We start from the raw sequence: 12,699 nt of genomic DNA, 5'->3' as shown, positions 1-12,699 counted from the left end.
TTGTCCTCCTCCTCTTCCTCCCTCGAGCACCAGATTCTGAACCCGGCAACCGAAGAGGTCATCGCCACCGTCGCCGCCTCGACCGCCGCCGACATCGACGCGGCTGTCGTACGCGCCACAGGGGCGCAGCGTGCCTGGGCGGCCGCCGCCCCCGCCGACCGCGCCCGCCTGCTGCGCCGCTTCGCCTCCGTCGTAGACGTACACATCGAGGAACTGGCCCAGCTGGAGGTCCGCGAGGCCGGGCACACCCTTGGCAACGCCCGCTGGGAAGCGGGCAACGTACGCGATCTGCTCGATTTCGCCGCCGGGGGAGTGGAACGCCTCAGCGGCCGGCAGATCCCGGTCGCCGGCGGCCTGGACATCACCCTCCTCGAACCACTCGGCGTCATCGGCGTGATCGCACCGTGGAACTTCCCCATGCCGATCGCCGCCTGGGGAGCGGCCCCCGCGCTCGCCGCCGGTAACGCCGTCATCCTCAAGCCCGCCGAGACCACCCCGCTGACCGCCCTGCGCCTCGCCGAACTCGCCCTCGAAGCCGGGCTCCCCGACAACCTCTTCCAGGTCCTGCCGGGAGCGGGCGACGTGGCGGGCAACGCCCTGGTCGAGCATCCCGGCGTAGCGAAGATCGTCTTCACCGGCTCGACGCGCGTCGGCAAGCACATCATGGCCAAGTGCGCCGATCGAGTGAAGCGCGTGACCCTCGAACTCGGCGGGAAGAGCCCCAACATCGTCTTCGCCGACGCCGACATCGAGGCCGCCGTCGCCGCCACCCCCATGTCCTTCCTGGACAACTCCGGGCAGGACTGCTGCGCCCGTACGCGCATCCTCGTCCAGCGTTCGGCGTACGACCGCTTCCTGGAGCTCCTGGCCCCCGCGATCGAGAGCGTGGTGGTCGGCGACCCGTCGGACGACAAGACCCAGATGGGCCCGCTGATCTCCAAGTCGCAGCTGGAGCGCGTACGGTCGTACGTCCCCGAGGGCGCGGAGGCGATTCGAGGCAGCGCCCCCGAGGGCCCCGGCTTCTGGTTCGCGCCGACCGTCCTCACCGGCGTACGCCCGGACTCGGCGGTCGCGACGGAGGAGGTCTTCGGCCCGGTCGCCGTAGTCCTCCCCTTCGACGACGAGGAGGACGCGGTCCGCCTCGCCAACGCCACCGACTACGGCCTGTCCGGATCCATCTGGACACGGGACGTGGGCCGCGCGCTGCGCGTGTCCCAGGCCGTCAGGGCGGGAAACCTCTCCGTCAACTCCCACAGCAGCGTGCGCTATTCGACCCCGTTCGGCGGCTTCAAGCAGTCGGGGCTCGGCCGCGAGCTGGGCCCCGACGCGCTCACCGCTTTCACCGAAACCAAGAACATCTTCATCAGCACGGAGGCCTGAAACCATGACTGCGACTGACTCGACCGAATCGACCGAATCCATCGTGTGCCGCCGCCTGGTCGGACGTACGGCCGTCATCACGGGCGCCGGCAGTGGCATCGGTCTCGCGACCGCGCGCCGCCTGGCCTCCGAGGGCGCGCATGTCGTCTGCGGCGACATCGACGAGATCGCGGGCAAGGCCGCGGCCGACGAGGTGGGCGGCACGTTCGTACGGGTCGACGTCACCGACGCCGAGCAGGTCGACGCGCTGTTCAAGACGGCGTACGACACCTATGGCTCGGTGGACATCGCCTTCAACAACGCGGGCATCTCGCCGCCCGACGACGACTCGATCCTCACCACGGGCCTGGAGGCGTGGAAGCGCGTCCAGGACGTCAACCTCACGTCCGTGTACCTGTGCTGCAAGGCCGCCATCCCCTACATGCAGCGCCAGGGCCGCGGCTCGATCATCAACACCGCGTCGTTCGTCGCGATCATGGGCGCCGCCACCTCCCAGATCTCGTACACGGCGTCCAAGGGCGGCGTCCTGGCGATGTCCCGTGAACTCGGCGTGCAGTTCGCGCGCGAGGGCATCCGCGTGAACGCGCTCTGCCCGGGGCCGGTCAACACGCCCCTCCTCCAGGAGCTGTTCGCCAAGGACCCGGAGCGGGCGGCGCGCCGGCTCGTGCACATCCCGGTCGGCCGGTTCGCGGAGGCGGACGAGATCGCGGCGGCGGTGGCCTTCCTGGCCAGCGACGACTCGTCGTTCATCAACGCGACGGACTTCCTGGTGGACGGAGGCATCGCGGGGGCGTACGTGACCCCGCTCTAGCCGATCGCCGAGGGCGCCGGGCTGAAGACCTCAGCCCGGCCCTCACCCTCACCCTCTCGCTCTACAGGAACGTGCGGCCCTCGCCCCGGTACGTCGGTACGGTCGCCGTCACCGCGTCGCCCTCGATCAGCTGAAGCGCGTCGAACCGCTCGCACATCTCGCCCGCCTTCGCGTGCCGGAACCACACCTTGTCGCCGATCAGCAGATCGTCGGCGGCGGAGCCGATCAGCGGTGTCTGCACCTCACCGGCCCCCTCCTGGGGGTCGTACCGCAGCCCCTCCGGGAGATACGGGACGGGCGACCGGTCCGGGCCCGGGGCCCCCGAGGCGGGATAGCCGCCGCCGAGCACGGTCACCACGCCCACGCCCGGCCTGCGGACGACGGGCTGGGCGAAGAGGGCGGCGGGGCGGCCGGTGAACGACGTGTAGTTGTCGAAGAGCCGCGGTACGAACAGCCCGGAGCCCGCGGCGATCTCTGTCACGGACCGCTCGGCGGCGGTGTGCTGGACGCTGCCGGTGCCGCCGCCGTTGACGAACTCAAGGTCCGGCGCCACGGCTCGTACCGCCCGTACGACGGCCGCCCGGCGGACCGCCAGCTCCCTGCGCGCGGCGCCCTGCATCATCCTGATCGCGCGGGAACGCAGTGGCTGCCCCGCGACCGCGTCCCCGACTCCGGCGACGTGACCCTCGTACGCCATGATGCCGACCAGTCGGAATCCCGGGCGGCGGGCCACCGAGCGGGCCAGCTCGGCGAGCTGGGCGGGTCCGCGCAGCGGCGAACGCAGGGCTCCGATCCGTACGCGGCCCCCGAGCAGCCGCAACGACGTGTCCAGCTCCAGGCAGACCCGGATCTCTTCCCGGCCGCCCTCCCGGGCCCGGTCGATCAGCTCCAGCTGCGCGGGATCGTCGACCATCACGGTCACGGCGGCGGCCAGCTTCGCGTCCCCGGCCAGCTCGGCGAACGCACTCCTGTCCGCCGACGGATAAGCGAGCAGCACATCCTCGAACCCCGACCGCGCGAGCCACAGCGACTCCGCCAGGGTGAACGACATGATGCCCGCGAAGCCGTCCCGTGCCAGTACGCGCTCCAGCAGCGACCGGCAGCGTACGGACTTGCTCGCCACCCGGATCGGCTTGCCGGCCGCCCGGCGGACCAGGTCGGCGGCGTTGTCGTCGAACGCCTCCAGGTCGACGACGGCGACGGGAGCGTCGAGGTGGGCAGTGGCCCGGTCGTACCTGGCCCGGTCGGCAGCGCGCGGTGTCATGGCCAGAGCTTGCCAGAGCGGATTACCGCTGGGTAGGGGGATGATCCGGTCAGATGCCGCGAGCCCGGGGACTGGTTCCCGCCTGGCCCGCGGCAGCCCGTAGAGTGGCGCTCACGCGGTGAGGACGACTCGAACGGACCTGCCCCGAAAGGCGATCGGGCATCGCGGGGACAGGCCGGGCGAACCACGAACAGGGGGGCGGATGAGCACCGAGGCACACCGTGCCCCTCTCCCACCCCGCCCCACCACCCCACCACTCCCGGCCACCTGGCACGCCCCGGACCACCCCCCGCGGCCGCCGCAGCCGCAGCCTTCACCCCCCGCACCCCCCGCCGCGCCGAGGCCCCCTGGCCCGATGCCGCCACCCACCGCAGGCCACGAGGCCGGTCCCACTACAGCACCAGCACCCCCTCCGGCTGATGGCCGGAGTGCGCCGGCTGCTGCCGCTCCGCGCCACCCCGCGCCAACGCCGCCGCCCGCCGCAGGTCCCCACGCCGGGCCCGCACCGGCCGCTCCGCTTCGCTCCGCCTCCGCGCCGTCGGCCGATGGCCGGGGTACGCCCGCTGCTGCCGCTCCGCGTCACCCCGTCGCGGCGCCGGCGCCCGCGTCAGGCGCGCAGGACGGGCGTCGTTCCGTGCCCGAACCGCGCGGGTACTCCGCCCCGGCCCCGGCGTACCCCGGTGCCCCGCGAGTCGCCAGTGGTGCGGGGGGCACCGGCGGTGGCGACGGGCGGCAGGGCGGGCAGGGCGAGCAGGGGGGTGCGGTATCCCGGGACGTGCCGGCCGTCGAGACCACTGCGCGGCTGCGGCCCGTGCCCGCCGCGCCGGGGGCCCTGCCGCCCGAGGCTCCGCCGCCGCCCGCAGGTCTGCCCGTAACGCCGCTGCCCGGCTCCACCCGGCGCAGGCCCGTCGGGGCCGTCGACCTGGGCCGGCAGCCGGGTGCGCCCCGGCCCGCGCAGTTCGCTGCACCGCGCGCCTGGGGGGTAGCGGTGCCGGAGACGCCGGCCGAGACCACCACCCGGCTGCGTCCCGTCCGTACCCGACGCCCCGCCCGCGTCGTGGCCGCCGCGGCCTGCCTCGTACTCGGCCTCGGCCTGATCGGCGGTGCCGTCACGGGCAGCTGGCTCACCGGCGGCGCGGACGCCGAGGCCGCCGCTCCCACCGGTTACGCCGAGGCGCGCGGCCTCTGGCACAGCGCACCCGTCGACACCCTCTTCCCGCCGAAGATCAAGGGCGACGGCGCGGGCCCCGGCGGCGCCGACCGCGTCTGGACGCGCGTGGCCGTCGCCCCTGACAGCGGCTGCGCGAAAGCCCTCGACCCGCTGCTGCTCAAGGCGCTCCAGCCGGTCGGCTGCCTGCGCCTGCTGCGCGCCACTTACAGCGACGCCACCACCAGCAGCGTCACCACGGTCGGCATGATCTTCACAGAGGCCGACGCGCCGGCCATGAAGGCGCTGCGCGCCCGCTTCACCAACGAGGTCCTCACCGACCGCACCGACCTGATGCCCCGCACCTACCCGGCCGAGGGCACCGTCGCCGCCGGTTTCGGCGACCGGCAGCGCGCGAGCTGGACGGTGAGCGTGCTCACCGACGTACCCGTCGTCGTGTACGCCGTCTCCGGCTTCGCCGACGGTCGCACCGTCGCCGACCCGCAGCCCGCCAGTCGCGCCACCACCGCCGGTGCGACGAACGCCCCCGCCGAGGCGGGCCTCGGCCACGAGGCCGAGGGCATCGCCGAGCAGGTCGAACGCGGCCTGCGCAGGACCGCACGCCCGGCCACGGAGCCTCCCCGATGAACCACGTAACCGGCGCCGCCGAACCCCGCCGCGCCCCCCGCCGCACCCGCCCCCGCGCCGTCGTCGCCACCCTCGCCTCCACCGCCCTGGTCCTGCTCCCGCCCACCCCCGCCGCCCACGCCGACAGCATTCGCGCCCAGCAGTGGGCGCTCGACGCGCTGCACACCGAAGAGGCCTGGCGTACGACCAAGGGCGAGGGCATCACCGTCGCAGTACTCGACACCGGCGTCGACGGCAGCCACCCCGACCTCGAAGGCCGGGTACTGGCGGGCAAGGACCTCATAGGTTTCGGCGCGGGGAAGGGCGACCGCGCCTGGGCCCGCCACGGCACCGCCATGGCCGGGATCATCGCCGGCCACGGAAACGGCCCCGGCCGCGCCGACGGCGTCGTCGGTATCGCGCCCGAGGCGAAGATCCTCCCGGTCCGGGTGATCCTCGAAGGCGGCGACCCCGCCCGCAAGAGAGCCCGCACCACCCGCGGCAACGCCCTCGCCCAGGGCATCCGCTGGGCCGCCGACCACGGCGCCGACGTCATCAACCTCTCCCTCGGCGACGACAGCAAGTCCGCCCACCCCGAGCCCGCCGAGGACGCCGCCGTCCAGTACGCCCTCGCCAAGGGCGCCGTCGTCGTCGCCTCCGCCGGCAACAGCGGCGAGGACGGCGACCACATCTCGTACCCCGCCGCCTACCCCGGCGTGATCGCCGTGGCCGCCGTCGACAGCGCCGGTACCCACGCCTCCTTCTCCACCAGCCGCTGGTACGCGACGGTCAGCGCCCCCGGCGTCGACGTGATCATCGCCGACCCCGACCGCCGCTACTACGAGGGCTGGGGCACGAGCGCCGCCTCCGCCTTCGTCTCCGGCGCTGCCGCGCTCGTACGATCCGCGTACCCGGACCTGACCCCCGCCCAGGTCAAGAAGCTCCTCGCGGACACCGCCCGCAACGCCCCCGAGGGTGGCCGCGACGACGCCCGCGGCTACGGCTTCGTCGACCCGGCCGCCGCCATCGAGGCGGCCGGCAAGCTCCGCCCCGCGGCCCTGCGCCCGGCCTCGGCCCCGTACGGAAAGAAGTACTTCGGCGCGGGCCCCGACCCCCTGCGCGAGTCCGACGAACCGGCCGGCTGGCTCGCCCCCGTCGCCGGCGGCCTCGGCGCCCTCCTGCTGGCCGGCGCCGTGGCCCTCTGGCGAAGCGCCAGGGTCAGCGCGCCCCGCCGACTGCCCTGACGGCCGTACGCGCCACGTCCTCGACGAGCGTGATACCCGCCTCCTTGGTGGTGTCGCCGTCCGAAAGGACGGCGACCAGCCACACCCGCCCGTCGACCGTGACCCGCCCGATGCTGTTGATGTCCCACAGTCCGGTGGCGCTGCGCCGCAGCCACCCGTTCTTCAGTGCCCAGCCGTCCCCGGCCGCCGAGACACCCCAGTCCTGCCCGGAGGTTATCTGCTTCATCAGCCCCTGGATGTACGCACGCGACTGCTCGTCCAGCTCCGATTCCTTGCCGAACACGGCTCCCAGCAGGGTGAGTTGATCCTTCGCCGTGGTCTGCGTCAGCCCCCACCGCTCGCCGTCGCCACCTTCGGTGGAGGTGAGCCCCAGCCGCTTGTTCGCGGCATCGAGACCCTCGCTGCCACCGATCGCGTGCCACAGGGCGGTCGCCGACGCGTTGTCGCTGTTCACGATCATGTCCCTGGCGTGCGCCTTCTCCCGCGCGGTCAGCACCCGCCCGGTGTCCTGCGCCCGCAGCAGCAGCGCCGCCAGAATGTCGGCCTTGACGATGCTCGCCGTGTCGTACGCCTCGTCCCCGTAGACCGCCGCATCGCCGCTCTCCAGATCGAGTACGCCGACGGACACCGACGCGTCCGTGTCCGCCGCGACCGGACCGACCGCCTTGGCCAGCACCGCGTCGAGATCCACGACCTGCGCCGTGGGTTCCCGGGGCTCCACGATCACCCGTTCTCCCTCCAGCGCGGAGTGCTGGGGCGTGCTGTCCGCAGACGACTCCGACACCGGATCCGGCGGCTTCCGCTCCACGGGGTTCGTATGCGCGGCGACCGTACAGGTCACCAGCATCACGGCCGTCAGTATGGAGGCTCTCTGTCGAGGCATGGGCCGGACGCTAGGAAAACAAACTTGGCGTCGGCTGTGCCGCAGATGAAACCCCGATGAGAAAACCCTCACCGCCCGGCGGCTAGGCTCGACGCGTGGCGCTCAAGAACATCCCTGACCCCGGTTTCTCCGACGACGACGGCACCGCCGACCCCCGGCTGACGGCGGCCCTCGCCGCCTGGTCCGCCGACAGATCGGCCGAACCGCAGGTCCTTCAGGCGCTCAAGAGCGCCCGGCTGCTGGTCCCCGTCGTCGCCGTACTCGGCGAAGCCGAGACCGACGAGACCAGCGGGCTGCGCCGCGAGAAGAGCAGCGACATGGCCGTGCCGACCCTCCAGGCCGGCGACCGCCGCGCCCTCCCCGCGTTCACCTCCACCGAGGCCCTCGTCCGCTGGAACCCCGAGGCGCGCCCCGTCGCCGTACCGCTGCACCAGGCGCTTCAGGCCGTCGCCCACGAGCGGGCCGACACGCTGGTCCTCGACCTGGCCGGTCCTGTGCCGTACCAGCTCACCGGCTCCGCGCTGCTCGCCGCCGCCGAGGGCCGCACCAGCGCGGTGCCGCTCGACGACCCGGCCGTCACCGACGCGGTACGGGCCGCTGTCGCCGCGGAGCCGGCCGTGCTGCGCGCCCACCTCGGCCCGGGCAGCGCCGACGGCACCCTCGCGCTGGTCCTCGCCCCCGGCGCCGAACCGGCCGAGGCGGCCCGCCGCGTCGCGCAGGCACTGGCCGCCGACGAAACGCTGAGGGCCCGCCTGGTGCGCGGCCTCGACCTGGCATTGCTGCCGGCGGGTGCCACGCCTCCCGGCGAGCCCTTGTTCGTACGGGGATAATTCTTAGCTCAGCCGTAAACCGGGCCCGTGTACTTCTCGCCCGGGCCCTGGCCCACCTCGTCCGGCACCGTCGACGCCTCACGGAAGGCAAGCTGCAGGGACTTCAGCCCGTCCCGCAGCGGCGCCGCGTGGAACGAGCTGATCTCGGTCGCGCTGGCGTCCAGCAGGCCGGCCAGCGCGTGCACCAGCTTGCGGGCCTCGTCGAGGTCCTTGTGCTGGTCGCCGTCCTCGGTCAGGCCGAGCTTCACGGCGGCGGCGCTCATCAGGTTGACCGCCACCGTCACGATCACCTCGACGGCCGGTACTTCCGCGATGTCGCGCGTCATGGCGTCGAAGTCGGGGGCTTCGCCGGGGGATTCACTGGGGGAGGTCGCGTCACTCATGACGCACACGATATGCCCCGGACAGTAAGGCTCTGGCCTCAGTCCGGCCGGGGTCGCCGCTCCCCCCGAGAGCTGCTAACCTTGTGTAACGACCGGCCGGACACCTGTGTGCCCGGCCCACAAGTGGAGGCTCCGATCTCCCACCTGGCTGTCCTCACGGACGGCGGGTCACCGGTCAGGCGGTCCCCATCGTTCCGTACGGACGATGGAGCGCCGCTCGATATTGCGCCCCGCGGTTGATGCGCGGTGGTGCTCCGGTACATCCAGGAGCCCCGCCTGTGTTCCCGTCCGGGGCATTTTTCATGGCTCCCTGAGGTTGGTCTCACGAAACAGACGTTACGCGGCTGTCTGCCAGACAGTCGTGTGGTGCTACTGAGGAGGATCCATCAGCGCTGAGCCCCGCATTAACGACCGGATTCGCGTTCCCGAGGTGCGACTCGTCGGACCCAGCGGCGAGCAGGTCGGCATTGTGCCTCTTGCGAAGGCCCTGGAGCTTGCGCAGGAGTACGACCTCGACCTGGTCGAGGTCGCGGCGACCGCCCGTCCGCCCGTGTGCAAGCTCATGGACTACGGGAAGTTCAAGTACGAGTCGGCCATGAAGGCCCGTGAGGCGCGCAAGAACCAGGCGCACACGGTCATCAAGGAAATGAAGCTCCGGCCGAAGATTGACCCGCACGACTATGACACCAAGAAGGGTCATGTCGTCAGGTTCCTCAAGCAGGGCGACAAGGTCAAGATCACGATCATGTTCCGTGGTCGTGAGCAGTCCCGCCCCGAGCTCGGCTTCCGACTGCTTCAGCGTCTGGCTTCGGACGTCGAGGACCTTGGCTTCATCGAGTCGAATCCCAAGCAGGACGGCCGGAACATGATCATGGTTCTCGGCCCGCACAAGAAGAAGACCGAGGCCATGGCCGAGGCGCGCGAGGCCCAGGCGGCCCGCAAGGCCGAACGCCAGGGCTACGCCACCGACGACGCCGAGCAGGCCGAGTCGACGGACGAGGTCGCCGAGGCCCCGGCCGAGGCACAGACCGAGACCCCTTCCGAAGCGTGATCCGGGGGCTGCCATCCAGGCGGCCCCGGTTCGGCCCAGGAAGCCACAGTCCCCATACCACTGCCTGACGCTCCCGCTTTCCGGTACGCACCGGGGGAGCGCCACTGACGAGGAGAGAACGGCGCTATGCCGAAGAACAAGACGCACAGCGGTGCCAGCAAGCGCTTCAAGGTCACCGGCTCCGGCAAGATCATGCGCGAGAAGGCCGGCAAGCGCCACCTCCTGGAGCACAAGTCCTCCAAGAAGACCCGCTCGCTGACCGGCGCTGTCGTGGTGTCCCCGGCGGACGCCCCGAAGATCAAGAAGCTTCTCGGCAAGTGATGTCGCGGCTCCGGGCAACCGGGGCGCGACGTCGAGACCGAGACCAATACGTTTCCGGGCCGTGTGAGTTCACCCGCGGCCCCGCTACAAGGAGTTAACAAGTGGCACGCGTCAAGCGGGCAGTCAACGCCCACAAGAAGCGCCGGGCAATTCTCGAGGCGGCCAAGGGCTACCGCGGTCAGCGTTCGCGCCTGTACCGCAAGGCCAAGGAGCAGGTCACCCACTCCCTGGTCTACAACTACAACGACCGCAAGAAGCGCAAGGGCGACTTCCGTCGGCTGTGGATCCAGCGCATCAACGCCGCTGCCCGCGAGAACGGCATGACGTACAACCGCCTCATCCAGGGTCTGAACGCCGCCAACATCGAGGTGGACCGCAAGATCCTGGCCGAGCTCGCGGTCAACGACCCGAACGCGTTCGCCTCCCTCGTCGAGGTCGCCCAGAAGGCGCTCCCGAGCGACGTCAACGCCCCGAAGACCGCCGCCTGATCCAGGCGAGCGACACCGTCTTCAGACCGGACCCGCAGGCGTTCGCCGCCTGCGGGTCCGGTGCGTTGTACCGCACGTGCACGACCCCCTTCGTACGCAGAGAAGTGAGCCGCCGACCATGGGCACCCCCGAGCTGATCTCCCCGCGATCCCCGCGCGTCGCCGCCGCCAAGCGGCTGGCCAAGCGGAGCTTTCGCGGCAAGGAGCGCCGGTTCATCGCCGAGGGGCCGCAGGCCGTGCGCGAGGCGGTCGAGCACCGCGGTGACAGTGGCGAGCCGACCCTGATCGAGCTGTTCACCACCGTCGAGGCCGCCGAGCGGTACGCCGACATCGTGGGCGCCGCCCGCGCCGTCGGCGCCCGCGTGCACCTGGCGCCCGACGAGGTGCTCGCCGAGGTCTCGCAGACCGTCACCCCGCAGGGCATCGTCGGCGTCTGCCACTTCCTGGACTCGCCCTTCGAGGAGATCCTGGCCGCGAAGCCCCGGCTCGTCGCCGTCCTCGCGCACGTCCGCGACCCGGGGAACGCCGGTACGGTGCTGCGCTGCGCGGACGCCGCCGGCGCCGACGCGGTCGTCCTCACCGACGCCTCCGTCGACCTGTACAACCCCAAGTCCGTACGGGCATCCGTCGGCTCGCTCTTCCACCTGCCGGTCGCCGTCGGAGTCCCCGTCGAGCAGGCCGTCAGCGGGCTGAAGAGCGCGGGCGTACGCATCCTGGCGGCCGACGGCGCGGGCGACGACGACCTCGACGACGAGCTCGACGCGGGCACCATGGGCGGGCCCTCGGCCTGGGTCTTCGGCAACGAGGCCTGGGGGCTGCCGGAGGAGACCCGCGCACTCGCGGACGCCGTGGTGCGCGTTCCGATCCACGGCAGGGCCGAAAGCCTCAACCTCGCCACGGCCGCCGCGGTGTGCCTCTACGCGTCCGCGCGTGCGCAGCGTGCTTCCGGAGGGTGCCGCAGCGTTACCTCCAGCTAGTAGGGTGACGGGCTCGGGGGCCCTCCCCCAAGCTCTCGGCTCTTCCCCCAAGCTCTCGGCTTCGCTCGAGCAGGGAGGGGCCCCCTTGCGCAGGGAGGTACCCCCTCCGCTCTTCGGAAGAGGTGGGATACGGGGATGGCTGTGGGCACGAATGGTCCGTCGAGCCCGTCGCGGGACGGCCACGGGATCGAACCCGACGACCTCCCCGACGGCCTCGCCGTCGCCGATGAGAGCGGCCGCGTCGTGTGCTTCAACGCCGCCGCGGCGCGGATCACCGCCATCAGCAAGGACGACGCTCTCGGCAGACCGCTGGAGACCGCCCTGCCCCTCGAAGACCTCGAAGGCCGGCGCTGGTGGAGCCTGACCGATCCGTACGGCGGACTCGCCACCCGGAGCGGGCAGCCCGAACGCAATCTGCTGCTGCCCGGCGGCCGCGAGGTGCTGGTCTCCGCACGGTACGTACGCCAGGAGCCGACCGGGCCCGTGCGGCGGGTCGTCGTCTCCATCCGCGGCACCGAGGCCAGGCGCCGCACCGAGCGCAGCCACGCAGAGCTGATAGCCACCGTCGCCCACGAGCTGCGCTCCCCGCTGACCTCGGTCAAGGGGTTCACGGCGACGCTGCTCGCCAAGTGGGAGCGCTTCACGGACGACCAGAAGAAGCTGATGCTGGAGACCGTCGACGCCGACGCGAGCCGGATCACCCGGCTGATCGCCGAACTGCTCGACATCTCGCGCATCGACTCCGGACGTCTCGAGGTGCGCAGGCAGCCCGTGGACGTACCGACGGCCGTCGGACGCCACATCCAGGCGCACATCTCCAACGGCCAGCCGCCGGACCGCTTCCTGGTCCGTATCCAGCAGCCGCTGCCCGATCTCTGGGCAGACCCGGACAAGATCGATCAGGTGCTCGGCAACCTGCTGGAAAATGCGGTGCGGCACGGGGAAGGAAAGGTCACCATTGAGGTGAGCGCGGCCCCGATGAAGACCGCCGACCACTCCGTGAAGGGAACAGCCGTGACCGTGAGCGACGAAGGCGCCGGCATTCCCGAGGAGTCGATGGGGCGCGTCTTCACCCGGTTCTGGCGGGGCAGCAAGCGCGGCGGCACCGGCCTCGGCCTGTACATCGTCAAGGGCATCGTCGAGGCGCACGGCGGCTCGATCACCGTCGGGCGCGGACCCGGTGGCGGCGCCCAGTTCCGATTTATTCTGCCCGTCGGCGCTCCGGCCTATCTCGCCTGAGCGGCCCACGGGCTTCTTCACCTCTCGCGGCCTTTAGACTCGACCTTTGGCACCT

General features: G+C 71.9%; 13 protein-coding genes. 10 read left to right on the top strand and 3 right to left on the bottom strand.

What is annotated here, in order from left to right:
• Both ABZX79_RS02695 and ABZX79_RS02690 read left to right on the top strand, forming a co-directional pair.
• A complete protein-coding gene (locus ABZX79_RS02695) occupies nt 1-1,380 on the top strand; it encodes an aldehyde dehydrogenase family protein (RefSeq protein ID WP_355250449.1) in 1,380 nt (459 codons plus the stop codon).
• A gap of 4 nt (nt 1,381-1,384) precedes the next feature.
• Nucleotides 1,385-2,191: a 3-oxoacyl-ACP reductase gene (locus tag ABZX79_RS02690; protein WP_355250447.1), complete on the top strand. Its 807-nt coding sequence runs from the start codon at nt 1,385-1,387 to the stop codon at nt 2,189-2,191.
• Between the two features lie 61 nt (nt 2,192-2,252).
• On the opposite strand, the gene ABZX79_RS02685 is transcribed toward ABZX79_RS02690, so the two are convergent.
• Nucleotides 2,253-3,455 (bottom strand): amino acid deaminase/aldolase, encoded by a 1,203-nt coding sequence (locus tag ABZX79_RS02685; RefSeq protein WP_355250445.1) that lies wholly within the window; start codon nt 3,453-3,455, stop codon nt 2,253-2,255.
• A 988-nt stretch (nt 3,456-4,443) separates the two neighbouring features.
• On the opposite strand from ABZX79_RS02685, the gene ABZX79_RS02680 reads away from it, so the two are divergent.
• Together ABZX79_RS02680 and mycP are read left to right on the top strand one after the other, a co-directional pair.
• On the top strand, nt 4,444-5,250 hold the full coding sequence (locus tag ABZX79_RS02680; protein WP_355251026.1) for a hypothetical protein: 807 nt from the start codon (nt 4,444-4,446) through the stop codon (nt 5,248-5,250).
• The gene (mycP, locus tag ABZX79_RS02675) at nt 5,247-6,473 is read left to right on the top strand and encodes a type VII secretion-associated serine protease mycosin (RefSeq protein ID WP_355250443.1); all 1,227 of its coding nucleotides are present in this window, start codon (nt 5,247-5,249) and stop codon (nt 6,471-6,473) included. Before ABZX79_RS02680 ends, mycP begins: the two co-directional genes overlap by 4 nt.
• On the opposite strand, the gene ABZX79_RS02670 is transcribed toward mycP, so the two are convergent.
• Complete coding sequence (locus ABZX79_RS02670) at nt 6,448-7,356, bottom strand: serine hydrolase (protein WP_355250440.1); 909 nt, start codon at nt 7,354-7,356, stop codon at nt 6,448-6,450. The genes mycP and ABZX79_RS02670 overlap by 26 nt on opposite strands.
• 95 nt (nt 7,357-7,451) lie before the next feature.
• Here ABZX79_RS02670 and ABZX79_RS02665 point away from each other — a divergent pair, with 95 nt between their 5' ends.
• A complete protein-coding gene (locus tag ABZX79_RS02665) occupies nt 7,452-8,186 on the top strand; it encodes an SseB family protein (protein WP_355250437.1) in 735 nt (244 codons plus the stop codon).
• Nucleotides 8,187-8,194: 8 nt separating this feature from the next.
• Here ABZX79_RS02665 and ABZX79_RS02660 read toward each other — a convergent pair whose 3' ends face one another.
• Entirely contained in the window at nt 8,195-8,569 is a 375-nt protein-coding gene (locus ABZX79_RS02660) for a DUF1844 domain-containing protein (RefSeq protein WP_355250434.1), read from the bottom strand.
• Nucleotides 8,570-8,954: 385 nt separating this feature from the next.
• Between ABZX79_RS02660 and infC the strand changes: the two genes are divergently transcribed.
• The 5 genes from infC (at nt 8,955) to ABZX79_RS02635 (ending at nt 12,644) form a co-directional block, all read left to right on the top strand.
• A complete protein-coding gene (infC, locus tag ABZX79_RS02655; protein ID WP_308296014.1) occupies nt 8,955-9,620 on the top strand; it encodes a translation initiation factor IF-3 in 666 nt (221 codons plus the stop codon).
• Nucleotides 9,621-9,746: 126 nt separating this feature from the next.
• Entirely contained in the window at nt 9,747-9,941 is a 195-nt protein-coding gene (gene rpmI / locus ABZX79_RS02650; RefSeq protein ID WP_215132429.1) for a 50S ribosomal protein L35, read from the top strand.
• A gap of 101 nt (nt 9,942-10,042) precedes the next feature.
• A complete protein-coding gene (rplT, locus tag ABZX79_RS02645; protein WP_138898714.1) occupies nt 10,043-10,429 on the top strand; it encodes a 50S ribosomal protein L20 in 387 nt (128 codons plus the stop codon).
• 118 nt (nt 10,430-10,547) lie between these two features.
• Complete coding sequence (locus ABZX79_RS02640) at nt 10,548-11,405, top strand: RNA methyltransferase (protein ID WP_355250429.1); 858 nt, start codon at nt 10,548-10,550, stop codon at nt 11,403-11,405.
• Between the two features lie 135 nt (nt 11,406-11,540).
• The gene (locus ABZX79_RS02635; RefSeq protein WP_355250426.1) at nt 11,541-12,644 is read left to right on the top strand and encodes an ATP-binding protein; all 1,104 of its coding nucleotides are present in this window, start codon (nt 11,541-11,543) and stop codon (nt 12,642-12,644) included.
• Nucleotides 12,645-12,699: the final 55 nt, after the last annotated feature.

Origin of the sequence: Streptomyces sp. NPDC002994, from assembly GCF_040611155.1 — a bacterium.
Classification (GTDB): domain Bacteria; phylum Actinomycetota; class Actinomycetes; order Streptomycetales; family Streptomycetaceae; genus Streptomyces.
This window is presented reverse-complemented; position numbering and strand designations above follow the sequence as displayed.